Here is a 25,198-nt window from a genome sequence, read left to right on the forward strand (position 1 = left end):
CAAAAGGTCAAACGACCAGAGCCCTTACAAAAGACTTTACGTCCAACCCTTTTCACTTCACGAAAAACAGGTTACCAATACCACTGTCTCTGAATTCTTTCGAAAATTTACAATTTGGAAACTGCATGACCCTCAGATTGGTTCTGATAGTCCTCGCCTTACTTGGAGCAGCGAGGCTGCCTGATGCTGCGGCGATGAGTCTGAACGCTACCATGTCCCGGCAGCCTGTTCCCTCGGTCGAAGTCTTTCCCAGCGAGGCCGGCACTGATGAGGAAATTCTGACTCGTATTGGGGAGAGCCCCGGTGAGGCCATATCCCATGGCGACAAATTAGGTGGTGCCTTTCAAATCATTTGGTTGCGCTTTGAGATTCAGAATTCCACTGCAGAAGATTTCGAGCGCATCATTTATCTGCCTAACAATTTTTCCGCGCCGCACTTCGATTTCTATTTTTATCGGAATGGTGCGTTTGTGGAGCATAGAAGCTATCGGCGGGATGATTTCGAAACCGGTGATATGATTATCGGTCGCAGCAGCTATGCCACCTTCCACTTTCCCAAGGCTACATCCACCATCGTCTATATTAAGATTCAGACCGGGTATGAGCAGCTGAACCAAAATTTTCAAATCGCGACGCGGCAGCAGTTCAACAATTGGGAGGTTTTGAGTACATTCTTTGTCGGGCTATTCCTGGGCATCATGTTTCTTGCGGTTCTGTATAACCTTATGCAAGCTGCGGCTTATCGGGATAGGACCTTCCTTTGGTATTCTGCCTATTGCGCCAGCATCATGACGATTGCGATGTCCTATTATGGAATTTGGGTTCGCATGTTTTCCATGTGGGAAACGCAGAAATATCTATCCTATGTCGGGGGGATGCTGACCCTGGTGACGGGAACATTCTTTATGCGCCCCTTGCTGGACACGCGTCGCCTTTCACCCTATCTGGACAAAATCTTCATGGCCGTGCCCTGTATCGCGGTTTTTACCATGGCCCTGCGTTTGATTCCCAGCACGAGCTATCAAGGGTTCGTCCTGCATAGTCTGAATACCATGTTGTTTGTCTCGTTAGCCTGTTGGGCCGGCGTGAACGCCATGCTGCGTGGCAAGGAGCTGGCATGGCTTTATACGAGCTCATTTCTGTTCATTGCAATCAGCGTGGTCTATGTACGCCTGTCGCAAATGAACATTGTTCCGATCAGTCCGAGTGCCTTCTATGCTCCCGCGGTTGGTCACGTGATGCAGATCATCTTCATCAGCTATGCGATGTTTATAAGGTCGCGTCGAGCGTACACAGAGATGCTGAAAAGTCATCGCAATCACAGCATCAATGAGCGTCTGAATCTTCTGCTCAAAATTATTTCGCATGATATTGCCAACCCGCTCCAGGCCATCTCTCTTTATTGCAATATGGCTCTGACCAAGGTGAAGGGCCAGAAGCTGCCGCACAAGGAACTGGAGAAGGCCCTTGAAGCCATTACCATGCAGACGCGGATTATCAGGCATGCCAAGGAAGCTGTAAGACAGATGCAGCTGGGTCAAAAAGTGCAGATTCAACCGGTGCCCGTGTCCGAGATCATCCGTGAGGTTCTGCAGGTCTTTCAGCCGCTTTGCCACGATCGTGACATCCGCCTGGAGGTTGTGAACGAAGTCCGCGATGACCTGGTCATTCACACGGACGCCACTATTCTGGTGCACAACATCATAGGCAACATCCTCTCCAATTCGATCAAATTCACCCCCAGGAGTGGCCTGATTCAAATGCAGCTACGATTGGTCAACCGCCGCCTGATCTTCGATCTGGTCGACACGGGGCCGGGTATTTCGAAGGAAAAGCGCGTGGAGATCTTTACGCTGAATGTTGGCCAGGGATTTAATGAGCAGCTGACAGGGGCAGGAAGCTTCGGGCTCAGCATCCTGCAAATGTGTTCCGAGCTGTTAAACGGGGAGCTGAACATCGGCCCGTCCACTGTCACTGAATCAGGACAGGAGCAGGGCCTCCGTATCACCGTTTCTTTGCCGTTACATCACGCCCTTTAAGGGTGATTCCTGAAAAAAATCAGGGCCGCCTCCCTGCTGCTGCATATAAGGTGGCGCAGCTTTCGCCACCATACAGTGCAGACTCACCAACTCGGCCAACGACCCGACGCCGAATGATTTCAAAAGCTTGGCCCGACGCAGTTCGATCGTACGCAGACTGACATTCAGTTCGGAAGCAATCACTTTGTTCGCGGTGCCCTTGAGCAGGTATTCGAAAACCTTCTTCTCGCCAAAACTGAGCTTGTTCATCGTCTCTTCGTACAAGCTGAAGTTTTTCTGATCCTTGACGCGCTTGTGAAGTTCCAGGGTGGCCATTTCAATTTTACGCAGAAAAGTATCGTTAGTGAAGGGTTTTTCCAACACATCAAAAGCACCATGCTTGATGGCTTCCGCACCGTTTTCGAAACCGCCGAAGGATGTCGTGACAATCACAACTTCCAAGGGGTTGCGGCGCAGAATGGAATCGACAACATCCATGCCGTTGTGCACACCGAGGCGCACATCAACGAGATAAATGGTCCGGTCCCGAGGAACGTCGTTTTGTTGGAAGTCAGCGACCGAAGTGAATGATTCAACATGAAATCCCTGTTGTTTCAATATTTCACTTAGGGCGCTCTGCACCAGTTCGTCGTCTTCTATAATTTTGACGACTACGGGATCTTTGAGTAGGGTCATAGTATGCTCCACGATTCAGATTGATGCCAACAGGGTAAAGAAGTTTTCTGTTCTCAAATCCCTTAAAGAAAGAGCAAACCAGAGTTTTGCCAAGCACACATTCCAGTGGAAATGAGGTTGAGCGTCTGGTTTGCCGATCATGACTATGCGTGTGTGAATTATGTCATTTCATTGACTTTTTAACAGTTACGGAAATCCGCAAAAATTATAATATACAGATTCAAATTAAAGTGCAGCACAAATACTTAAACTATTTTCTCACACGTTCACTTCAAGCTGTAGTGGAGGAAAATGGTATCTCGTGAAATCGTTAAGGGAAAAGGATTTGCTGTTTTGGTGTATGATCCACAATACAGCAAAAAAAATTTTCGAATGGGTTCGAATTGGCAAAAGCTAGGAGGGGACCCGGGGGCTCAAGTATACTTCCCGGAGTGATCGAAAAGGGCCGAACGTGAAGAGGGGCGGGTCTAAGATGAGTCGAGTCGTAGTGATTGACGATGACGAGGGCACGGTGGAAATTATCGCTGCTTTCCTTAGTGAAATTCCTGGCATTAGCAGTCGAGTCTATACATCACCGCGTATTCTCTTGAACGAACTGTCGACGATGACCGCCTGTGAATATCCTCGTTTGGTTTTTTCCGACATCCTCATGCCTGATTTCAATGGGCTGCAAATGATTGATGAGATCACGGCCATCGGTCGAGCGCGTGGGTTATTGATGCCCCAGATGATTTTCATCTCGGGCAGGATTGAAGATCGTTCTCAGGGCGATGACCTCGTGCGCATTATTCGTGAGCGCGGCTATCAAACTCTGGCCAAACCCTTCCGCATGGAGACCATCCTGCAGGTGGCTCGGGGTGCCCTTGGGCTCTCGAGCTGAGCTTGATCCATCTGGTGAAAAGTTGATCAGCAATCCTTGTGTTCAAAAATTCTTACCGCTCGATGCGCAGTTCTTGCTTGCCCCCTTCCGCCAAAAAAAGCCATAGTTAAAATTATCGATAAAACATTATGAGGGAAGGCCAGCTCATGCTCAAGGCCGCTCAGGCTTGTTGTGCCCTATTTTTCTTGTGGGTGTTCGGTTCCGACATCGTGCAGGCGTCGACGCCCCAGACCGGATTTGTTCGACGTGATGGGTCACGGCTCACAGTGGATGGGCAGAGCTTTTATTTCGCCGGAGCCAATCAGTACTACCTATTTTATAAGTCACGCGCGATGATCGATGAAGTATTGGAGGATGCCTCGCGCATGGGATTGACGGTCATGCGGACCTGGGCATTCTGCGACGGTCAGTGGAACGAAGGCTACTGCTTTCAACCACAGCCTCGCGTTTATGATGAAGCAACCTTTCGTAACCTTGACTATGCCGTTCATAAAGCCGGGCAGCTGGGCATCCGGTTGATTCTGACATTCGTGAACAATTGGGATGCGTTTGGTGGTATGAATGCCTATATTCGCTGGTCACCCACGGCCCGAACGCATGATGATTTTTATTCGGATCCCGAGACCAAAGCTATTTATCGAGATTACGTCAATTATATTTTGTATCGCACGAATTCCATCAGCGGTCTGAGGTATAAGGACGACCCGACCATTCTGATGTGGGAGTTGGCCAACGAGCCCCGCATCGATCGTTCGCGGGCGCATGAGCTTTATGCATGGATTGATGAGATGGCTGCCTATATCAAAAGCATCGATTCCAATCACCTGGTCACGACGGGTTCAGAGGGTGAGGAGGCCACCGATTTTGTCCTGACGCATGCTTCACCCCATATCGATATCGCCTCCTTTCATCTTTATCCGGAAGACTGGGGTTATGATGATGCCCGAGCGATCCATTATATTCAGTGGCAAACCCAGAGCGCACGGGAAAAGCTCGAAAAACCCATTTTCTGTGGAGAAATGGGGCGGCGTGATCGAGGCACACGGGACGGCAAGTACGAAAGCTGGTATGCGGAGTTTGCCCGACTCAACCTGGATGGGGCCAATTTCTGGCTACTATCCGGGCACCAGGACGATGGGTCCCTTTATCCCGACTATGATGGTTTTACAGTATATTATCCGGAAAGCGCTTCGACCGTGGCCGTGATCGAAAAATTCGCTCAGGGTCAGCGGCGCAAAAGTTCCCGCACCCCGGATCAGCTTCCCATGAGCTTAAGCCCTCGGCAGGACTCTCCTATCCAGCTGATGCCCCCGCCTTCGCTATAAACTTTACTTGCCACTTCCCATTTGAAAAGGTTTTATGAACTCCGCGGGCAGACCCCGCAGGGTTCCGCCCCTTTCGGAGCCAGGGACGGTTATGGCAACAACCCAGGCGAAAACAAAAAAAGATCGCACATATTTTCACGTAACGTTTACAAGTTGGGCACTGGCCGTCCTTGGTCTTGTCTGGGCTGTGACGTTTAACATTTCAACTTATCGAGCGGGCCTTTTTGAAGCGCGTGATTATCAGAAAGAAAAATCCCGTGAAGTCGAAATCCAGGTCCAGAGCTATTCCAGTATTGCCACCCAGCTGGCTGCCGCACTTCAGGTCTTTGTCGAGCGCTATCAAGGGGGCGATAAAAAACAAATCGAGCAATATCTGGATTACTTTTTAGAAAGTGCCCCCCGTTATTTTATTTATGGTATCGGCATTTGGTGGGAGCCCTTTGCCTTCGATCCCCAGCTGAAGCATTTTGGGCCTTATGCCTATCGTAAGGATCCCCAGTCTTCACGCATCATCACTTATGAATGGAGTACCCCGGACTACGACTACCACAAAAAATTTTGGTATCAGTCTGGAATAGCCATCGATGAAAAAACTATTGTGACCAGTCCCTATAGGGAACAGGACGTGGCCTACATTTCCTTGCTAAAGCCTTTTTATGACCTGAAAACTGGTCAAAAAAAAGGGGTCATCTCAGTCGATATTGTCGTGCCTCAAATCCAGGATATTCTGCGCAACCTCAAGACCAAACCCTCGGACACCATCATCGTGGTTGCCAAATCGGGGCACATTATCGGCCACTCGCGGCCGACTGAGCTGTTGGCTCAGGCCAAACGCCTGCATCCTGAACAAGCCATAGATAGTATATTGGATGTGCGTCTGGCGGATGCCATGGCCGGGCTGGAGAATATGCTTATACAGTCCACGCCCATGCATAGCGTCGGCTGGACGCTGGTGATGATCAGCCATCCAGATGAAGTTCTGGTTGGTTATCATAGAATCCAGCGCGTGATCGTGCTGGCCACGCTGGTATATCTGCTCATTCTGGCTCTGGGTTACTTTACGATTCGCCATTTCCAGCAGTCGCTGCAGCGGCAGCGGGAAAGCGCTCTCTACACGGAAAAAATGGCTTCACTTGGGGAAATGGCGGGCAGCATTGCTCATGAAATCAACAATCCTCTGGCTATCGTTCAAGGTGCTGCGCAAACGCTGCAGATTCGTTTACGGCGCGAAGAACTCAACCGGGAGGAATTAAAACACACAGCGGCCCTGATTCTAAAAACGGCCGATCGGATCGGGCGCATCATTCGCAGCCTGCGGTATGTGGTTCGCGATGGTAATCTCGATCCGTTTGTGAATACCAACATTCGGGTCATTGTGGATGAAACCCTCGGCCTTTGTGAGTCCAAACTCAAGAACGAGAATATATATCTGGATGCCAGTCCTGTTCCCGTGGACCTTTGCTGCGTCTGCCGAGGCGTGCAAATTTCCCAGGTCCTGATCAATCTGATCAACAATTCCATCGATGCGATTCGTGAGCTGCCGGAAAAATGGATCCGTCTCGAGGCTTATGTCGAGGGCGCCTGGATACGGATTGCGGTCACGGATTCGGGGCCCGGTATTCCCAAGGATCTGGCCGAAAAGATCATGAAACCTTTTTTTACGACCAAGAGTGTTGGGCACGGAACAGGCCTTGGACTCAGCATTTCCCGCGGCATCGCTCAAGCCCATGGTGGGGATTTGGAAGTGGATTTGCAATGTCCCCACACGCGATTCGTGCTGACCCTGCCTCAGGCGCATGAGAATTTACAGTCGGCTTGAGTAGGCCCATCATCGATCGAAGCGGGCCAGGACTTCCACATGCGGCGTGTGCGGCATCTGATCGAGAGGCTGAATCCGGGACGCGGTGAAACCGAGCTGGATCAATCGCCGCGCATCACCCGCAAAGGAATGCGGATCGCACGATATAAGAATCACTGTTTGCAAGGACGGCAGAGACGGGATCGTTCGCCACATGGTCCCGAGTCCTGCTCGGGGCGGATTGGCAATCAAGACGCGCGCATCCTGCGCCGCACGGGCCACATCGTAAGCGGCGTGTTTGCCGTAAAGGTCCATGCGTTTGGCTTCCACACCTGGCCAGGCTTTCTTTTGCAACTGCTCGATCGCATCGGCTCCGACTTCAAGCGCGGTGATTTGAGAAAAACCTTGTTCAACCAGGACTTCGGTGAAATTGCCTGAACCCGCAAAAAGTTCGAGGATGGGATCGGCTCGATGATGAGACGCCAGCTGTTCCGCGAGCCAGCCCCGCATGGCTTTATTTTGCTCAGCATTGGCCTGTTGAAACGGACGTCGACGATTGATGCTCAATTGCTGCGGGTCGGTGTCTTCATCGATGTCCAGGTAGTTCCAAATATGTCCCGGGCCAGGTTTCCAGCTGGTTTCCGGCAGACGCGCCCGTAACGCTTGCAGCTGCTTCTGCATGGCATCGGTCAGGACCAGGCAATGGACAATCGGAGCGATGGCAAGACCTTGGCGGCCGGCATAGCCCAGACTCTCGCCATTGGTTTTAAACTGGGCCCTTCGGCGATAATGAAAGGCAGTGGGCGAAGGCCATATCGTGGCGACGGGCAGAGCCTGCAAACCCACACGTTCCAAAGCGTAGACCACCCGATGTTGTTTTTCGCGCAGCTGGGCCTGATCATCCACCATCATCCAGGGACAGCCAAAACACTGATCCGTGCCTGGGCCGAGGTGGGGGCAGGGCGCTTCCCGTCGATCGATGGACGGTCTCAGGATCGCGAGGACCTCCACGAATTGATAGTCGCCATCCCAAGCATCCGCGACCTGAAAGCGACCGTAATCCCCGCGCCAGGTGCCACGGGCAAAATAGGTGACGCGATCAGGCCCTTTGATCACACCATAGCCCTGGTTGGACACATGGGTGACTTCGGCTTCAAAGATGAATTCTGTGCGATCCACCAGCAGACTCCCGTTCTGGAAACCGGCTGGTTATAGCATCAAGGCGGGGGCGGGCCAAGGCTTCAAGTTGGCCTTTAATCGAGGCCCTCAGGGGAAAGGGAGGAGCTGAGCGCATTCCTGATAAAATCAGCGATTTCGGGCCGTCGAGCCTGAGCATCACGATAACCAAGATCGGTCAAACGTTCGCAGTAACTGGGAACGAAGAGCAGATAGCTCACCAAGTTGCCGGCGTCGTCCTTGGATCCCAGCCCCCCGACCAGGTAGCGAATGGATCGCGGCAGGCGTTCATATTCCTGATAGGCAATGGCGCTGATATCTTCCGTCGGGCTGATATGGAGGCAGTTGATCAAGCGTAACTGCGATTTTTGCCGATCCGCCTCGGGGACCAGGCTCATCGTATGATTGATGCGGCGCAGCCGTTCGACGTCGATCGCCACACCATCAAGCAAGACCGAATTCAGGAGAACGCTTAAGATGCGGGCAATGCTGGGCACCGCATTCGTAACGGGCACCGGCGTCTCACCCTGAGGCGTATGCTGAACGCCCACGACCAGGATGTTTTCCGCATGCAGATGAATCGCGGGACTCAGCGGTGCGGTATTGCGCAAACACCCGTCACCGAAATAACGTTCGCCGATGGCCACCGGCGCAAAAAATAGCGGAATGGCTGCTGATGCACACACATGGTTCAAGGTAATGTCCGAGGGCTGGCTGATGCGTCGTGTGCGATTCCAGTCCGTATAGGGCTTGATGCTGTTGACGAAGGTTATGTTGGTGGAGGTCGCGTAGTCGGTGGCGGATAACGACAACGCATCGATCAGACCTGACTTCAGATTGTTTTTGATATTGGCGAAGTCGATATGATCGGTCAGATATTTGAAGAGGGGGGTGGTATCGAGCAAATAGTTGGCCCGCTTGGTCCCGATGGCGCCGCTTGTAATGATGTCCGCGGCCCAGTTCCAGCCGATGTTACCAAACGAACGAAGATCGGTGCGAAAAACCTGATTGATATTCAGATTGCACCAAAGGTCCGTGAGTTTTTTCGAGGATTTTAAAAAATTATCATGCCGCGCCGCAAGAAAGGTGGCATTGATGGCACCAGCGCTCACGCCGGTGATCACACTGAATGCATCAGGCCTTCCCACTTCAATGCAGATTTCGGCCAGAGCTTTCACAACTCCGGCCTGGTAGGCGCCTCGGGCACCGCCTCCAGACATGACCAGGGCCAGACGATTCTCACGCAGGGAAGAGATGGCCCACCTCCTTGTTAGCCAACCATTCGTCCCCATCATAACGTATTCGTCGTCAGGCGAAAAGGTTTGTCATCAAAATCTGGCGTCAAACCTCTATTTTGGACGTTCCTGCTTCGTTTTGATAAGCTTTCGGGAAGGCCTTGGAGGATGAGGACCATGTTGGATAAACTGAAGAAAATGCTGGGTTTGACGGAAGCAGCGACCTCGGGCACCGCCGCCGACGTAGCTGATGCCCGTATCCATCCGCGCTATAACCTGGAAGACTTCGATTTTATCCGGCTGGAATTCCCTATCGAGCAGTTCCCGAAGCTCCGCGATATCAGCTATGGGGGCTTTGCGCTTCTCAAAACTGGACTGTCCCTGCCCGAGTTTTCAGATCCCGAAATTTCAGGCTTCCTTTACCTGTTTCAGCGCTCCTGTCCGATCAAAGCCAAAAAAGTGCACGAGAGCCCTGATAAAATTGGTTTTCAATTCATCCACGATAACGAGGTTGTCCTGGTTTTTCTGCGGTCCTTTCTGGAAGATATGCGCTGCGGCGCCACGCTCGATCGGGTGGAGACGATTCTGCTGAGCGACAGCTTTCAAAAAAAATATACTTTGGCTCTGCGTGGCGACGGTCCGGTGGATCTCTATATCGACTGGCATGATGGAAAACTGCACAAGGCTCTGCTTACGCAGCGTGAGAACAAGGTGTATCAGGAAGTGCGTTTGATGGATGGTCGCATTCAGACGGGTCGGGTTCTGGACGAGGAAGGGGTGGCACCGCGGATGATCACGGATATGCAGCCTGATCCCTTGGCTCTGCAAAAATCCCTGCAAATCCTGGTTGGAGCGTTGATCAAACGAACTCATGGGGCGGAGCCGCTGAATATTCTTTATGATAGCCTTCGTGCCCATCTGAAACGCTAGAGTGCCCATAACCTGTCACAACTAAAATGGTCGGCAGGGTAAAGGCAAATGAAGTTCCTTTGTTCTCTTCGCTCGTGACTTCAATGCGTCCGCCATGAGCTTCGACAATGCCTTTGACGACAAACAGACCAAGCCCGAAACCACCTTCTGATTCGTGGGGCTTCCAATAGCGTTCGAACAGAAGCGGTAAATATTCTTTTTTAATACCGCTCCCATTATCGTTCACCGTCACCTCCAGCCAGCCGTCGTCACGCACGTAAGCACCCACGTCCACCAAGCCCCCTGCCGGCGTATGCTTCAAGGCATTGGTGATCAGATTGTTGAGTATTTGCGTAAAGCGGGTGCGATCGGCATAAAGCGATGGTAATTCAGCCGGCAGAGCTGCCGTGAGGCGCACTTTTTTTTGCAGGGCGATCGGCGTTAATAATTCGACTATTTCCTGGATAAAGCCCACGCATTCGAATTCTTCATTTTTGAGAACGAAATGACCTGACTCCAAATGGGCCAGGTCCAAGAGGTCCGAGATTAATTCATACATGCGTTTGCCTGCAGACCTGGCGAGATGGGCCAGTTTCAATAACGACGCCGAGGTTTCAGGGCTCGACTCCAGCCGGCTCACCATGAGATCGCAGCTTTGCAGGATCACGGACAAGGGGCTGCGCAGATCATGGGAAACAATAGCCACAACGTCCTCGCGAGCCTGGATGGCTTGTTTTAATCTCTCGGCATAACGGGCATTTTCTATGGCCAGGGCCGAGAGGCGACACAGTTCTTCCGCAGCGGCCAGATCAATATCATCGAGCACATGCCCCGGTTCGCAGGACGCAAAGCCGATCGCTCCGATGACCTTTCGTTCCACGGTCATTGGGACAATCATATAGGATTGCAGCACCTCACGAAGGTCAGCCGCGTTCTGCGTATCCTGGCTCAGGTCATCGATGGTGTTTTCTTTCACATTCTTGACAAGGATCGAACGGCCACGTTCAATAACTCCCATAATACCCATGGTCGCAGCGGATTTGGGCTCATAGCGTTTGAGCATGGCGGCCATCTTCTGCGCGCGCGGCGTCTCGCGGTGGGCCTGGCTGACAAGTTTGGGCCGGTTTTCATCATCGAGAAGAAAAATCATACTGCAATCGCAGAGCGATTTCATGGTCAGCTGAGCCAGGTGGGAAAATGTCGTGTCCAGGTCCCGCAAAGTCAGTAACTCCTCACCAGCATGAGCGACCAGGGCCTGATGCTGTTCCAAGCGGAAGCGGCGGGATATATCGTAATTCGTGACCAGGGCACCCGTGATGTGACCCTGATCATTACGCAGAGGCATCGCCGAATTCAAAATCACCTTGTGCGCGCCGTCGAAAGTTTCGATCTTAATGGTTTCATCAACCGAAGTTTCGCCCTTTTGCAGAGCCCGGGCCAGGGCCCAATCATGGGCCTCGATCCTTTGCCCATTATGAACCCACCAACCCTTGTATTGGCCATATTCGGGTATGTCCACATAACGTTCGCCGCCCCAGATTTTGATGCCGGCCTGGTTGCCGCGTACAATATGGCCAGTTATATCGGTGATCCAGATCCCAACTGGAACCGTGTCCAGGACCCCAGCCAGGAGTCTTTCCTGCTCGCGCAGGCGTTGTTCGTCCCTTTGCTTCTGCCGATCCATCCGATCCAGTCGGCGCGCTGTAAACCAGTTGAAGGCGACCAAACTGCCAAAGGCAAGGATCAGGGCCAAGGCCTGGGAGACGGGGCGATCGTTCTTGCCGAAAAGGTATTCAATCTGAACCAGAATCACGACCAGGAAGGGCAGAACGATCAGGGTCATCAGCTGGCGACGGGCGATGAGTCCGCCCATGGTCGGGCTCACGAAGATCGCTGCCATGCCCTCGTCCGGTCGGCGAAAAAACAGCGCAAACGATAGGAGGACCATAGCCACGGCCGTGTTGGTCGCCGTGCCCACAGCATGTTGGGTCTGAGGCAGTATGGTGTAAAGATTACTCGCTCCAAAAAATGAACTGATCAGAGTGATCAGGGGCAAGCCCAAAAGGAAAAGGGCCAAGGCTTTCGTGATCCGCTGCGACCAGACACTGGGCCGATTCATAAGGAGCAAGGCGTTGCCGAGCACAAAAAGGTTAAGGGCTGTTTCTGGAGACGGTCGACCGGGATAGGCTCCTGTGACCAGCGGATCCTGAAAGATAAGAGTATCAAACCCGGATTGGAGTGAGAGACCATAATGCACAAGGGTTACAACACCAATAAACAGAGGAATCAACGACAGCAGGCCGCCGCTGCCGTTCAAAAGCCCTCGTAGGGGTCGCGGCCATGGGTAGGTGCGCAGGATAAAACCAAGTGCACCACACAGAAGACCAATGGCGGTATTAGCCCGCATCGGTGGGCCTTCTGAAAACCACTGCCGCAGTTCGGGGATGCCGTAGGCCAAACCTGCCAGGGCTGTCATACAAAGGACAGCCACACCTAGGCAAGCAAGGTAAGCAAGTATTTTGAACGTCTTAACCCAATTATGCATCGCCCTGAGCCCTGCTTGATCTGCTTTGCACAGTAGCACTCAGCATCCCCCACCGGCCACTCCCTTTGCTTGCACCAATTTTTTTTTTACCGACAAGGGTGCGATTCCGTCCTGCACAGATACTCCAGTGTATGAGAACGCTGCAAAGGGGGACGCTCGGGTGGGAAATGGGCGGACGTATCCGGTCAGGGCCCAGGCCCTGATCCGGTTGCAGATCAATTACCGGCGATTGGCGTGGCAGTCACGGCAGACCGAGAATTGGGTGAATGGGGGCATCATTGCCTTGCATTCCGTGCAGAAGGAAAGGGGCAAGCCCATGGTTTTTTTCTTCTGGACTCGTTTGTTGCCGGCCAGGAGTTTGTTGATCAGCCCATCGTAGAAGGCCGCCAATTCCTGAGCTTTTTCTTTCTCTTCGAAAATCTCCGGCTTCTTGTTGGCAAACCAAAGATAGACGGTCAGATTTTTACGTTGAGCCTCGGCATACTCCAAACGGGCGTCGGGATCTTCATAAATTTGCAGAGGCACAGTGGTCTTTTCTTTGCTGAGAACTTTTTTGTAGCCTACGGCCAGATCCAGAAAGTACGAAAAAGCGTCCTCATTCTTGGTGTCAGCCGGAGCGATGCCAAAGAACCAGCGCACGCTCAAAGACGAGGCCTCAGTACCAAAAATTCGGTCCATTTTTTCAGCCACCAGCAGCGTTTCTTCGGAAATATCGACCGAAAATATCTCGTGACCGATTTTTTGAAACTTCCGCAGGGCGAAGTCCAGACTGTGGTTGTTGAAGCTTTCACATATTTTACGAATGTGCGCCGCGGTCGGCTTCATGTGCACATGGGTCAAACCCACTTCCGGCTCAGGCGCCGAATAGCGTTGCTTGAGGAAATGCAGGTCCTTCTGATCATAGCTGGTAATAATACCGGCTTCCGAAGCGATTCCATAGCGTCCGGCACGTCCACCAATCTGTTTGACTTCCTGAGGTGCCAGACGGCGAAAGCCTTCGCCATCAAATTTCTCGGTTTCGGTGAACAGAATTTTATGAATCGGCAGGTTGAGACCCATGCCCACAGCATCGGTGGCCACGAGATAGTCGGTTTCCCCATCACGGAAGCGCCGCGACTGCTCCTTCCGCACTTCAGGCGAAAGCGCGCCGTAAACCACGGAAACATTCGCTCCCGCACCTTCCAGCATATCCTTCCACAGGAGCACATTCTTGCGGGAAAAGCAGATAAAGGCCGTGCCGGATTCCGGCATTTTCTTAGGGTCTTCCTTGTGCTCGGCAAAGACCAGAGGCGACATCCTTTCGGTGTAGATCACCTCAATTTCATCACCGGTCAGTTCCGCAAGGTCACGCAGAATATTTTCCACGATCGGGGCCCCACAGAGGTACACGACATCCGCGGCGATACCAATCACCGCGTTGAGCCAGTAACCACCGCGATCCTTATCGGTCAAAAGCTGGATCTCATCGATCACAGCCACTTCGTAGTTCTGATTGAAATCCGCGGTCTCGATCGTCTGGCAGACGTGCGTGGCCTCTTCCAGATCCACGCGTTCTTCACCGGTCAGGAGGCCGGCTTTGACGCCTTTTTCCCGCAAACGATCGTAGTTCTCCAAGGCCATCAGACGCAGAGGTCCGAGATACACACCGGAGTGGGCAGTTCGAATCGCTTCCATGGCCGCATGAGTTTTGCCGCTATTGGTGGGTCCAAGGAACGCGATCAGCTTGCGCTTCTTCCCGCGCGCGGCGAAAAACACGTCCTTGTAATCCGAGAACTCCCGATTTTCGCGCAGTGCGGCAATCAAAGCGATCTCGAGCGCATTCTTCTGACGTTTTTGCGCGGCCTTCCTGTCTTTTTTCTCAGCTTTGAACTGATCCTTATCGGTCTGCTTATGCGCCTGTTTTAGCGACTGGTTGGCCGCTTTATTGACGCTTTTAATAAAGGTCTTTTGGGTCGGTTGGACAGGCTGGACTTTGGGCACGCCCGCTCCGTCCTTCCAGCGATGATATTCTTCCAGCAGTGTTTCCGGAGTATGCGAGCCGGATCGGAATTTTTTCAGGATTTTTTTGACGGCATCCTGCTCGTCAGGAGTCAGATCGAAAAAGAAAGGGACATGTTCGATACGCGCTTCCCGCCCGTGCTGAACAAAGGTGGTCCTTAATTTTTCCGTGAGTTCTATTCTTTTTTCTGTAGTTAACGACATTCAGTTTCCAAGAGGTAATCAATCGGTAGGTCAACACCGTATATATAAGATTGATCGCAATTTTGTCAAGGAATGCGCCGATTGGTCATTGCCGGATGACGCACCCAATCGGATAAGGGGAGGTTGTTAATGCAATGATAACCGGACTCTAAAAATATCAGCGTGGCGCGAGTGCAGGCGCTTCATGTGACGTCCGTGACGTAGGTGGCTGACGCATGAGACGCAGTGCTTTTAGGGCATGCTCTCGGCAGAGTTCGATTTCCTGGTCCGTGACAATCCCATTGGGACTGCGAATCGTGGCCAGACTTGCCCCGTGTTTTTTGGCCATTTTATAGATCTCAATCACCTTCCGATAATTAATATTCCGCGACAGGGTGAAGGATTCCAGACGGCCTTCGAGCGCCAGAAGAGCCGTTTCAGCCAGACACGCATAGACCACGCTGGCTTCCAGACCGATGTCGCAGTTGAGCGCAACTTTGCCTGGCAGTTCGATTTCACCGCTTTCAATAATTAAAACATCCGGCCGACTGATCGCTTCATTGGCGGTAAAAGTCAGAGGACGGCCCACATCGCACAACAGAGCGCCAGGCTTGACGCTATTAATCGAAAGCACGCCCCCTTCCGTGGCACTGGTGGCGATGACGATGAGGTCGGATTGCCCTGCAAAACGATCAGGACGGGTGCTGACGGTCAGGCGGCAGTGCGGGGCGGTTTGTTGCAATTCATCGCGCAGCGTCATGAGGCGGGCCCCATTGGTCGCGACCAAAATCACGTCGGTAAAAAGTGAGAATACGCGCACAGACTTTGCCAATGCTCCCGGTGGCTCCAATGACCATGGCGCGGCCCTGCGTTTTTTTATGCTTATCCTTGCCAATCTGGATAAAGCCGAGCTTCAGGAGAGCGTCGCGCGCCGCCCAAAGCGTGGCCGCAGCGGACAGGGAGTTGCCCGTTGTGACAGGTATGGGGCTGCGATGGGCAATGGTCACACCGGCATCACCGACGATTTTGGTGAAAGCCCCGAGACCGATAATTTCCGCGCCCTGCTTTTTCGCATCGTCCGCGATGGCCAGAATTTTTTCATAGATGGCATCCGGGTTGGCCGCCAGCATTTCCTTGGGCGTGGCAAAAAGAGTATAAATCAGACCCTCAGCCAGGCCACCGTCGGCCATGCTCTTGATGCCTTTGATACGTCCGTATAGCACACCCGGGGCTTTGCCAATGCCTTTTTCCATCCACGGCTGCACGCGCTCTGGCAGCCAGGTCAGAGGTTTTAGGACGGGATGGCGGAACAGGTCGCGCCGGCTCAGAGGATGAATCACAAAGGCAAAGCGCCGAATGGAACCTTCCCGTTCGGCATGCAGCCGCTGCATACAGGGATTGACCCGATGAATGGTGAGAAATTCCAGAATATCATCCTGGCTCAGACTTTCATCACTGTCCTGACACAGCTGAATGACAGCTTCGATCACAGAATACGGCAGGTCCTCGGTCAGCCCTGGGATCTGCGGCTTGAACCAAAACGCGTTGAAAACCCTGGCGGCGCGCAGATCGGCAGCCAGCTCTTCATTCATATCATCGAGCAGCAGCGTTTTATCGGAAAAATCCTGTAAATCAAAACAGCGAATCACATTGCTCGTGGCCAGAAAATAATCAGCCTGCAAAGCTTTGTGAACGATCGGATTGAGACTCAACGATGAAAGTTTAAGGCGCGTGTTCGGGAGCGTTACGGGCAAATTCTGGAGCCGTCGTCCGGCGATGTTCGCATAGCGACGCAGAGCCTTGATGCCGTGCAAGGCTGTCGGCAACCTGTACTGTAAACAAGGATCGAAACAATAAATATCCTTGGCAATACTGTCGAGTGACTGCAAAGCTTCGTATTGCGTGAGTCCCGATAAGAAAGTCAGAGTGCTGTTCTGGACTTTCAGCTCGCCATGCTTGATCACATGCTGCAGGGTCCAGTCGAAGAATGTGGAGCGCAGCAGGTGACCTGTCACCATAGGGACTTGAACCGCTTCCTGATTGAGACGCTGCAGAATGCGGTGACGGAGTGTCTTGCGACCCATATAAACAGGGGCGGGAATACAGCCCAAAGCCATCACGTCGCATTCACTCTGGTGCTGACGAATCAGACGAAACAGGAGTTCCTCGTCGTAATCCACCCCGTAATGGGTCACGTGGATCGACTGACCGGCAAACTGCAGGATACGATCGAAATTCTGACGAGAGGAGCCCAGACTCAGACTGATAATTCGTTTCATCAGACTTTGCCTCCTTTAAAGAGATGCTCTTCCGCATAACGGAACAGAGTGGGCGCATAGTCCTTGTAATGTGGAAAACGCAGTTCAGGCCAGCACGCTTGCAAATTCCTGGAGTGAAATCGAGTGGGACTGTTGAGCGTCGCCAGCATGTCCAAGGGCATGTTGAAATATTTCCAGATAGCCTTGGGTACGCGATCATAAGGCAAGGCTACGGGTTCCATATCAAGGCCCATGAAGTTCATCATTTCCGCTAGCACGATCCGAGCCGAGATGCCCGTTTCGCCGCCGAGGATATGCCAGGTGTTGCCCGGCTGCTGGTAACCGCTGGCTACGATTTGCTGAAAAGCCTGAGCCGCGAAATCGACCGGAAGCAGTGGCAGGCGCGTCGATTCCGAAAAGACGAAAGGCAGAAAAGTCATTTTACGCAGAGGAATACGCGACTTCTGCAGCCGTGAAAGGGCTTGCAAAATATGGTACATGCCGCTGATCCGAGGAAATTCTCCCGTGACGGTGGAGCCGATAAGCTCACCGAGGCGAACCACGCTGCGGGCAAAGGGGGTATCAGCATGGAATACGAGTTTTTCCGCGGCGAAGAGAGCACCAGCCCAGGCATCATCATGCGTTCGATCGGGAATTTTGGTGGATTCGTCGAACAGGCCTGCATAGTTACCGGCAACGCGCACCGTGCTGGTTTGATAGTAGTGCTTGAGGCGCGGCAAGTATCGGCAGAAATGCAGAATGTTGGCCGTGCGTACCACATGCTCTTCGTAAAGCACCGCATGGTTCGCCTCGGGATCATGATGCCCGCCGGCGTAGATCACAACTTCAGCGTCAGCCGCAACTTTGAGCAGAGGGCGCAGGGATGATTCGGACTGCGACCGAAACGAGGCATTATACCATTGGATCGGTAAGAGACTCAGCGACCCGGGCAGCGCTTTACGGCTGCAAGCTACGACTTTCCAACCCGCGTGAATAAATTGTTGGCATAACTGCCGGCCGAAAAAGGTGCCGGCGCCAATGATAAGAACCGTACTCAATGGCGAACCTCCAAACGGTTGGAGGTGTCAAAGGCGTTGAGATAGGGCAATTGATGCGAATAGACGCGAAGCGACTGCGGTTTAATACCGATTTCCAGGCGCCGGGCGCTGGTCAGGAGTTCGCCATCACCGTAGAAGGCCATTTTTTGATCCTTGCTGTCGAGGAGTTCGATTTCCAAATGATCGGTTTCGAAGGACAGCATGCGGGGATCGTTGGACGGCGGTATGTGCTGGCGAACCCGATAGAGCCCGGTCAGGAGCTGACACAGATGATGATGCGTGAAGATACTGACGTTAAATTTTCCATCATCGTTGCGTGTATCCGGGGCGATTTTAAAGGAACCCGCCACGGAAGGCTGATTATTGATCATCAGCAAAGGGCTCTCCAGCTCGCCTCGATAATCGGGCGAGGTCAAACGCAGGCGATATTTTTTCTGGGGCGAGCCGAGAAGTTTAAGGCCCAGGATCAGCGTGTACATAGGATGGCCGATGTTGCTCATCAGCGACTGAAAACCAGGAATGCTACGCCGCCACTGATTGATGCTCTCGGCCACGTCACCGATGATGCCAATGCCACCGTTGGTTGCCATATGAATGCCATTGACGGTGATGAGGTCGATGGCTTTCCATTCGTCGAGTCGAACGAATTCCAAAGCTTCCTGAACACGATTATGGATGCCGAGTTCCCGCGCCAGGTCGTTGGCGGTACCGGCCGGCAGAACCAGAAAGCGTGATTCCTGTTCGGCCAGCTGCTGGATCAAGGTATGAAATGTTCCGTCGCCACCGACGGAAACGATCACGTCCACCTTGTCTGCCGTTGCGCGGTTGATTTCGGCTCTCAATTCCCTTTCATCACTGGGGGAAATGAAATCCAATTCGCTGCGAAAAAGCTGACGGCGGATCAGACTTTGCCAATCTCGGCTTTGACCTTGGGAGGCGCGGGTGTTCAGGAAGACTCGAACTTTTTGCATGATGATCAAGCCCTTGCGCGTTATAAAGCAATTTCCTTCCGAGGGAAGACTCTCGGAATGAGTTATGACATTTCTTTCGCTGCAAAGCCATAGACTCTGCGAGATTTTCTTGAAGAAGAAAGGATGTTTTGTCTCGGGTCGGTTTGTAACCCATATGGCGGTGTGTGCTTGAACCAGGGGTGCGTCCCCTGATTTTTCAAAAGTCCGGAAAGCCTTAGTGGTCAATCCTTTGCAGGATGGCTTCGGCTTCTTCCCGATCAATGATAACGAACCGGTTCAACGGTGGTTCCCAAGCGTGAACTTCCGCATTCGCGATATCAAACCACCAGCCATGCAGCTGTAAACGACCGTTTTCCATGGCCCGGCGCACGCTCGGATAGGTGCGCAAATGTTCCAGCTGCTGGAGCACATTGAGCTGGGATAATTGATTATGCGGGGCCAGGTCTGCACAATCCAAACCGGTCCCGGCATGTAACTTAAAGAGAGATGGCTCCGCGTGGCGCAACCAGCTCCGCAGATTGCCACTGAGCTCCTGCGTGCCCCTTAGCACGGCCATGTGAGCGCCGCATTCTGAATGACCACACACAACTATATCTTTAACCTTCAATTGATCCACCGCATACTCCACGGCGGCAGCTTCCGATTTGTCGAAAATATTAATGCCATCCTCACCACAAGGTGGGATGAGATTACCCACATTTCGAATGACAAAAACGTCACCGGGATCGGTGGAGGCAAACAGGTTGGGGACCACGCGACTGTCAGAGCAGGCGATCAGGAGGGCGTCTGGCGATTGACCGAGGGCAAGACGAGCAAACGTTTCGCGGTAAGCTGGTTGCAACTTTTCCCGAAAGTCCACAATACCCTTTAAGAGTTTTTTCATGTCGCAATGACTCCTATAACATATGATCTTCGCCGCCAAATATGTCTTGGTTTTGCTGCGGATGCAATCCCTCAAATCGAGGGCCCGCCCATCAGGAAGCCCTCCTGGCGGTCGGGATGAGAATTGGACCGGATCGGCTCGGTGCGGTAGACTAAATTTCGTCATCATTTAAAGTGGTTCGGAGAAATTGGCATGAAGTTCGTTTGGCGCCTGAAGACATTCTTTATCCAGGCTTTATTTTTATTGGCCTGCGAGCCGGTGGAACAGGATTACGCAGGCTATCCAAGTTTGGATACTTCGCCTGTCCCTGGCGTCGCTGTGCCACCTGCCGGCGCCCTCCAGGACGCTGCCACACAGCTTGAAGCGGGTCAGGCCAAAGAGGTCATCAAACAGCTCAGCGCCATGCAAGCTGTGACGCCCCAGGAAAAAGCCTGGCATCGATTGCTCTTGGGGCAGGCTTATTTTGAAATCGGCGCTACCGAAAAAGCCCTGCGACTTTTGCTCGCCAATTACGAGGAGCTGCGCGACGCGCGTCCTACCCCGGATCCGGATCTGAGCCGCATCCTGGCACGCAGCCTGAAAAAGTTGGGTGCCTATTACCGTGACCAGGAGGACTTTGAACGCGCCTATACTTTGCATCAGATCCAATGGCTTTACATGCGACGTGTGGGGAGCCTTACGGATCGCTTTGATGCGTTAATCAGCCTCGATGTCGATGCCGCGCTGCTGCGCAATTATTTTGCTTCCGAACAATGGCTGCGCGAGGCTCTCGTCGTGGCCCAGCAGATGCCCGAAGGCGCCGAGCGCTTCCGTTCCCTCATCATCACGTGGAACAATATTTCCTTGAGTCTGACCGAGCTGCTGCGGTTCCAGGAAGCCGAGGCTGCGGCGCGAGAAAGTCGACGGATCAGTCAGGTCTATGATCCTGTCGCTCGGCAAAAGGAATTCCGCGAAGTTTGGGCCGTGGCGCAGCTGGCAGCAGTCTGGGCAGCCTGGGCGCAGTACTCGGAAACGAAAAATCCAGCGGAAGCCCGCCCGTTTTACGAAAAATCGAAGGCGTTTGCGCGCGAAGCGCTGGCCTTGGCCGAACAACAAGGCATGGGAGATGCCGGCCGCGTGAAGCTGGAGCAGCAGATGCGTGTCCATCTGGGATCGCGCTAACGATCCTCACGCTGCTTGTGATATAACACCCGATGTCATTTCCGGGGTTCCGGTGCTTGCGTCGTGCGTGATTTCCCACAGAGATTACGGGTTGAAATTTTAGCAGCCCGCTGGGAAATGGGAAAAATAGGTGGCCTGCTCTTTGCAGATCGAGTGCATTGGTTTACGGGAAGGATTGAAGATGTCAAAAACCTTGTCATTGAATGCTCGTCAACAGGAAATTTGCTTGAAGTATTCCGGGCTCGCCTTGCCCCGCTATACGTCCTATCCCGCCATCACCGGTTGGAAGGATACATCCACCATTCCTGCCATCAAGGAACAGCTGGATGCCACAGCACTTGATCAGAAAGCCTTCAGTCTTTATTTTCATGTGCCTTTCTGCCAAAGGCTTTGCTTTTACTGCGGCTGCTCCAAAGAGATCATGAATCCAGCCAGCACCGCGACTCAGGACGTGGTGCAGCAGTATTTGCAAGGTCTTGAACGGGAAGTCGCACATTTCCAGCATCATGTCGATAGCTGTGTGATCGAACAGCTCCATTTTGGAGGCGGCACGCCCAATTTTTTGAACGTCGCCCAATGGCGGCAGCTGTATGAAAATGTGTTGAGTCGTTTCACCGTCAGTGAAGAAGCCGAGTGGAGTGTGGAACTCGATCCACGCCTGGTTAAAGAGGATGAGATACGTTATCTGTATGAGATTGGCGTCAATCGTGTCAGCTTTGGGATCCAGGACTTTGATCCCCAGGTCCAAAAAGCTATCAACCGTATTCAACCTTATGAAAAAGTCGCGGAAGCCGTCGAGTTGGTGCGTTCGTGCGGCATTCCTTATATCAATATCGATTTGATCTATGGTTTGCCCTTTCAAACCGAGGAGTCGATGCAGCGGACGCTGGATCAGGTCATTCGATTGAGCCCGGACCGGATCGCCTATTATCGGCTGGCGGTGCTGCCCGACATGTTCAAGGCGCAGCAGACGTTTATCGACAAGGATTTACCGGAAGGCGCTGCCTGCCTTGCACTGAATTTGCTCGGCATCAATCGATTTTTAGCGGCAGGCTACGAATTCATTGGTCTGGATCATTTTGCCAAAAGCAACGATCCCCTGGCGGTGGCCGCACGCAAGGATGAAGTGCGGCGGAACTTCCAGGGTATGACGACCGGCAGCAACCTGCCTCATTTGGGTTTCGGACCATCGGCTATCAGTATGCTGGATGATGTTTTCGTGCAGAACCCGAAGTCCATTGATCAATGGCTCGTCATGGTTGATGATCATGAATTCAAGCGAAAATCCCGTATTCTGACGGAAGATGATAAGATTCGGCGCGAGGTCATCAATCAAATCTTCTGTCACGGGACGATCGACAAGCCTTACACCGAAGCGTTCCATGATGTTGAGTTTGATCATTACTTTGCGAAAGAATTGCACGACCTGAAAAGTCTGGCTCGGGATGGACTGGTGACGTTGGACACCCACGACATTCGTTTGACCCAGCCGCTTGGCCTGATCCTGCGGCAGGCTGTAGCGGCAGTCTTCGATACGCAGCAACGCGAAGGTCGCGGTTCACAGGTGAGTTGAAGCCTGAAACCGCCAGGCCCGCTCGACATTTTTGGTAATGCCAACGCGCGGTCCGCAGCTGAATTTCTCCACAGGCTGGGTCGCTGGACCCAGCTGCAGGTCACTCTTTTGACCGGGCCAGACACCATTGAGGCTTAAATCAATGGCCAAGGCCTGGGCGAGTTTGCCAGGCCCATTGCAAAGTCCCTTGATCGGTTTCGGCTCGGGCCAAAGGCGGAGTTTCCGCATGGTCTCGATGCCCCAAAGGGGTTGAATGCTTCGAATCAGAACCGCCTCGCCCCGACCTTCGTCACCACTGCTGATATTGAGACAGAAATGAATGCCATAGATTCGGTAAACATAGAGGGTGCCGGGCTTTTGAAACATGGCGGCGTTCCGCGCAGTCATGCCGCGAAAGCTATGACTGGCTTCATCATCCTCGGTATAGGCTTCGGTTTCCGTGATGATGCCGCCCACCCATTGGTCGCCGATGCGCCTGACCATGGGACAGCCGAGCAGCGCCACTGCCAAATCCGGAGCCGATTTTTGGTAAAAACTGAAGGGCAGGATCGGATCAAGCATGGGACGCTCGACTTTCTCCAGAATTTTTCAGCAGGGCCTCCAGTTTCAAGACAGGCTCTCCCAAGGCAGTTTTTAAGGAGGTGAATTCGTCTTCCGCCGCACGCAGGAAATTGCCGCGCCGGGTGGCGAGCATCAAACGATTTTTCGGAGTATGTTCGCTGGCCACAAATTCCGTGGCTGTCACCTCGTAACCGCGGCTTCGCAGCAGCAGGGTACGCAGCATATCGGTCATGTCCGCAGCGACCACACGGCGGAAGTGGGGGGCGCGCATCACAGGACTCATTGGCAGCAGATCCGACAGGGGCTGATCTTTCCAAACGCGAGCGAGTTCCGCCTGGCAGCAGGGCGCCACGGCGATCACATCGGCCTTCAATCGTAAGGCTTCCGCCAGGGCAAAGTCGGTCGCGGTATCGCAGGCATGCAAAGCCACAAAGCAGTGCGGGCGTAAATTGGCTTCGATTTGGCTGAAGGCTTTATGATGTTCGCTGAGCCATGAAAAGGTCTGCAGATCGGCAACGGCAAACTTCAAGTTGTTGTGGTATCCCAGCTGTAGTGCACGAGCGTTGGCACGATCGATCATCGCCTGACTATGGTCGATGCCGATCAATTCCAAAGGATGGCGCAGAATATCACGGAAGTACCAGGCTATCAGGAAACTGAGATAAGCGTTGCCGCAGCCTGCATCGACCACACGAACCTTGGGAAAGTTTTTGGCCAGTTGCTTCAGAGACGGCAGCAGGAGCTGCAGCATATGATTGATCTGAATGAATTTTTTCGTCGCGTCGGCTGACATCGACGCGTCCTTATTCAAAAGACCTAGAGCAAACAGCAGCTCACCACCTTGCCAGGGAGTCAGCAGATAGCTTTTACCGGATAGAAATTTGGCGCGACGTTCGGGCGTCCAATAATCCTGCAAACGTTTTTGAAAAACAGCGGTTTCCATACAATCCCCCTCCGTTAAGCCTCGCTGTTTTAGCGGGGGCAAGAGGGCTTGTCCAGGGGTTTATCGACCATTCCCAGGCAGCCGGCTCTTGGCCTTGATATCGGGTGTGAATAATCCATAGGTGTATAGTGCCCAGACGCCCCAAAGTCCCTCCGCCTTCGACAAGGCTGGAACATTATAGAGTAAAATGGCATGATGAATATGGCATAGGACTTGGATTCAGCCTTGCAGGTGAACACGTGAAGAGGCGAACAATGAACTGGTCGAAAAAACTGCTTTGGATTTTGAGTGCTTGGCTTGTCCTGGCTGGTTGCAAGCCCCGCAGCCCCACGGATGACCCAAGCGGCGACGGCGATGCTGCGACCGCGGATTCGTCGCGTGTCGATACGCTGGAGGTCCTTATTGAGGCCCTGAAAAACCAGCTGGAAACCAATCAAAAGATGTCGGATGCCGAGCGCGAGGCGCTGGAAAAGCAGCTGAAGGCAGCCGAAGAGGAAAAAACCAAGGCGGAAGGGGCCCCAGTCAGCGGGTCGCCTGCACCCAAACCGACAGCCACTCCTACGCCAGCGGCCACGCCCACGGCGCCCAAATTGGAAGGGCCCTATAATCTTTACTATGCGAATGATTGCATGCAGCCCATGGATGCCAGCGGCGGCGATGGCTCGATCTTTCGTTCGCTGCCTTGCAACAATACCGAGGTCCAGCAATTCACCCTGGAAATGCGTGATAACGGATATTTTCGCATCCTTCATAAGATGTCGGGCAAGTGCATGATCCTGGAAGGCAACATGGCCGGCGAAGGCACGCCACCCACGCTGCGCCCCTGCAAAGCCGTGAGTGACAATGCTGAGCATTGGAAATTCTTCGATGCGGCCGCGGATGGCAGTAGATTCAAACTGCAGAATCGGACGAGCGGCATGTGCTTGAAAATCGGCACCGATGGTAGTGCCACTATCTTTCAAGGCAATTGCACCACGACTTACACGGAATTCATGCTGAAGAAATCCATCTGAATGCGAGTCCGAGA

20 protein-coding genes are annotated in these 25,198 nt (G+C 52.9%); 8 read left to right on the forward strand and 12 right to left on the reverse strand.

Annotation, left to right across the window (positions count from 1 at the left end; genetic code table 11):
- Positions 1–125: 125 nt before the first annotated feature.
- Entirely contained in the window at positions 126–2,039 is a 1,914-nt protein-coding gene (locus tag VE954_RS01030) for a 7TM diverse intracellular signaling domain-containing protein (RefSeq protein ID WP_324948729.1), read from the forward strand.
- Here VE954_RS01030 and VE954_RS01035 read toward each other — a convergent pair.
- Positions 2,022–2,714 carry a response regulator transcription factor gene (locus tag VE954_RS01035; RefSeq protein ID WP_324948731.1) on the reverse strand — a complete coding sequence of 231 codons (693 nt, stop codon included), beginning with the start codon at positions 2,712–2,714 and terminating at the stop codon, positions 2,022–2,024. The two genes, VE954_RS01030 and VE954_RS01035, sit on opposite strands and share 18 nt — an antisense overlap.
- Before the next feature lie 472 nt (positions 2,715–3,186).
- Here VE954_RS01035 and VE954_RS01040 point away from each other — a divergent pair, with 472 nt between their 5' ends.
- The 3 genes from VE954_RS01040 (at position 3,187) to VE954_RS01050 (ending at position 6,738) form a co-directional block, all read left to right on the forward strand.
- Entirely contained in the window at positions 3,187–3,594 is a 408-nt protein-coding gene (locus tag VE954_RS01040; RefSeq protein ID WP_324948733.1) for a response regulator, read from the forward strand.
- Between the two features lie 146 nt (positions 3,595–3,740).
- Positions 3,741–4,919, forward strand: coding sequence for a glycoside hydrolase 5 family protein (locus tag VE954_RS01045; RefSeq protein ID WP_324948736.1), 1,179 nt, complete (start codon positions 3,741–3,743; stop codon positions 4,917–4,919).
- Positions 4,920–5,010: 91 nt separating this feature from the next.
- Positions 5,011–6,738 carry an ATP-binding protein gene (locus VE954_RS01050; RefSeq protein ID WP_324948738.1) on the forward strand — a complete coding sequence of 576 codons (1,728 nt, stop codon included), beginning with the start codon at positions 5,011–5,013 and terminating at the stop codon, positions 6,736–6,738.
- 9 nt (positions 6,739–6,747) lie between these two features.
- On the opposite strand, the gene VE954_RS01055 is transcribed toward VE954_RS01050, so the two are convergent.
- Both VE954_RS01055 and VE954_RS01060 read right to left on the reverse strand, forming a co-directional pair.
- The gene (locus VE954_RS01055; protein ID WP_324948740.1) at positions 6,748–7,896 is read right to left on the reverse strand and encodes a hypothetical protein; all 1,149 of its coding nucleotides are present in this window, start codon (positions 7,894–7,896) and stop codon (positions 6,748–6,750) included.
- 74 nt (positions 7,897–7,970) lie between these two features.
- A complete protein-coding gene (locus VE954_RS01060) occupies positions 7,971–9,188 on the reverse strand; it encodes a patatin-like phospholipase family protein (protein ID WP_324948742.1) in 1,218 nt (405 codons plus the stop codon).
- A gap of 117 nt (positions 9,189–9,305) precedes the next feature.
- Between VE954_RS01060 and VE954_RS01065 the strand changes: the two genes are divergently transcribed.
- Complete coding sequence (locus tag VE954_RS01065; protein ID WP_324948744.1) at positions 9,306–10,058, forward strand: hypothetical protein; 753 nt, start codon at positions 9,306–9,308, stop codon at positions 10,056–10,058.
- Here VE954_RS01065 and VE954_RS01070 read toward each other — a convergent pair.
- The 7 genes from VE954_RS01070 to VE954_RS01100 form a co-directional block, all read right to left on the reverse strand.
- Positions 9,988–12,582, reverse strand: coding sequence for a sensor histidine kinase (locus VE954_RS01070; protein ID WP_324948745.1), 2,595 nt, complete (start codon positions 12,580–12,582; stop codon positions 9,988–9,990). The genes VE954_RS01065 and VE954_RS01070 overlap by 71 nt on opposite strands.
- 219 nt (positions 12,583–12,801) lie before the next feature.
- The gene (locus VE954_RS01075) at positions 12,802–14,784 is read right to left on the reverse strand and encodes a helicase-related protein (protein ID WP_324948747.1); all 1,983 of its coding nucleotides are present in this window, start codon (positions 14,782–14,784) and stop codon (positions 12,802–12,804) included.
- A 157-nt stretch (positions 14,785–14,941) separates the two neighbouring features.
- Positions 14,942–15,523 (reverse strand): hypothetical protein, encoded by a 582-nt coding sequence (locus VE954_RS01080; protein WP_324948749.1) that lies wholly within the window; start codon positions 15,521–15,523, stop codon positions 14,942–14,944.
- Positions 15,507–17,042, reverse strand: coding sequence for a hypothetical protein (locus VE954_RS01085; RefSeq protein WP_324948751.1), 1,536 nt, complete (start codon positions 17,040–17,042; stop codon positions 15,507–15,509). Before VE954_RS01085 ends, VE954_RS01080 begins: the two co-directional genes overlap by 17 nt.
- On the reverse strand, positions 17,042–18,079 hold the full coding sequence (locus VE954_RS01090; RefSeq protein WP_324948753.1) for an NAD-dependent epimerase/dehydratase family protein: 1,038 nt from the start codon (positions 18,077–18,079) through the stop codon (positions 17,042–17,044). Before VE954_RS01090 ends, VE954_RS01085 begins: the two co-directional genes overlap by 1 nt.
- Complete coding sequence (locus tag VE954_RS01095) at positions 18,076–19,050, reverse strand: diacylglycerol/lipid kinase family protein (RefSeq protein WP_324948755.1); 975 nt, start codon at positions 19,048–19,050, stop codon at positions 18,076–18,078. Before VE954_RS01095 ends, VE954_RS01090 begins: the two co-directional genes overlap by 4 nt.
- Before the next feature lie 214 nt (positions 19,051–19,264).
- A complete protein-coding gene (locus VE954_RS01100) occupies positions 19,265–19,933 on the reverse strand; it encodes a carbonic anhydrase (RefSeq protein WP_324948757.1) in 669 nt (222 codons plus the stop codon).
- A gap of 192 nt (positions 19,934–20,125) precedes the next feature.
- Between VE954_RS01100 and VE954_RS01105 the strand changes: the two genes are divergently transcribed.
- Both VE954_RS01105 and hemN read left to right on the forward strand, forming a co-directional pair.
- A complete protein-coding gene (locus VE954_RS01105) occupies positions 20,126–21,094 on the forward strand; it encodes a hypothetical protein (RefSeq protein ID WP_324948759.1) in 969 nt (322 codons plus the stop codon).
- 226 nt (positions 21,095–21,320) lie between these two features.
- Complete coding sequence (gene hemN, locus VE954_RS01110; protein ID WP_324948761.1) at positions 21,321–22,667, forward strand: oxygen-independent coproporphyrinogen III oxidase; 1,347 nt, start codon at positions 21,321–21,323, stop codon at positions 22,665–22,667.
- On the opposite strand, the gene VE954_RS01115 is transcribed toward hemN, so the two are convergent.
- Together VE954_RS01115 and VE954_RS01120 are read right to left on the reverse strand one after the other, a co-directional pair.
- Positions 22,653–23,228 (reverse strand): DNA-3-methyladenine glycosylase, encoded by a 576-nt coding sequence (locus tag VE954_RS01115; RefSeq protein ID WP_324948763.1) that lies wholly within the window; start codon positions 23,226–23,228, stop codon positions 22,653–22,655. The genes hemN and VE954_RS01115 overlap by 15 nt on opposite strands.
- On the reverse strand, positions 23,221–24,171 hold the full coding sequence (locus VE954_RS01120) for an SAM-dependent methyltransferase (protein WP_324948765.1): 951 nt from the start codon (positions 24,169–24,171) through the stop codon (positions 23,221–23,223). Before VE954_RS01120 ends, VE954_RS01115 begins: the two co-directional genes overlap by 8 nt.
- A 254-nt stretch (positions 24,172–24,425) precedes the next feature.
- Between VE954_RS01120 and VE954_RS01125 the strand changes: the two genes are divergently transcribed.
- Positions 24,426–25,184 carry an RICIN domain-containing protein gene (locus tag VE954_RS01125; RefSeq protein WP_324948767.1) on the forward strand — a complete coding sequence of 253 codons (759 nt, stop codon included), beginning with the start codon at positions 24,426–24,428 and terminating at the stop codon, positions 25,182–25,184.
- Positions 25,185–25,198: the final 14 nt, after the last annotated feature.

The sequence above is a fragment of the Oligoflexus sp. genome (assembly GCF_035638955.1).
In the GTDB taxonomy this organism is placed as follows: Bacteria; Bdellovibrionota_B; Oligoflexia; order Oligoflexales; family Oligoflexaceae; genus Oligoflexus.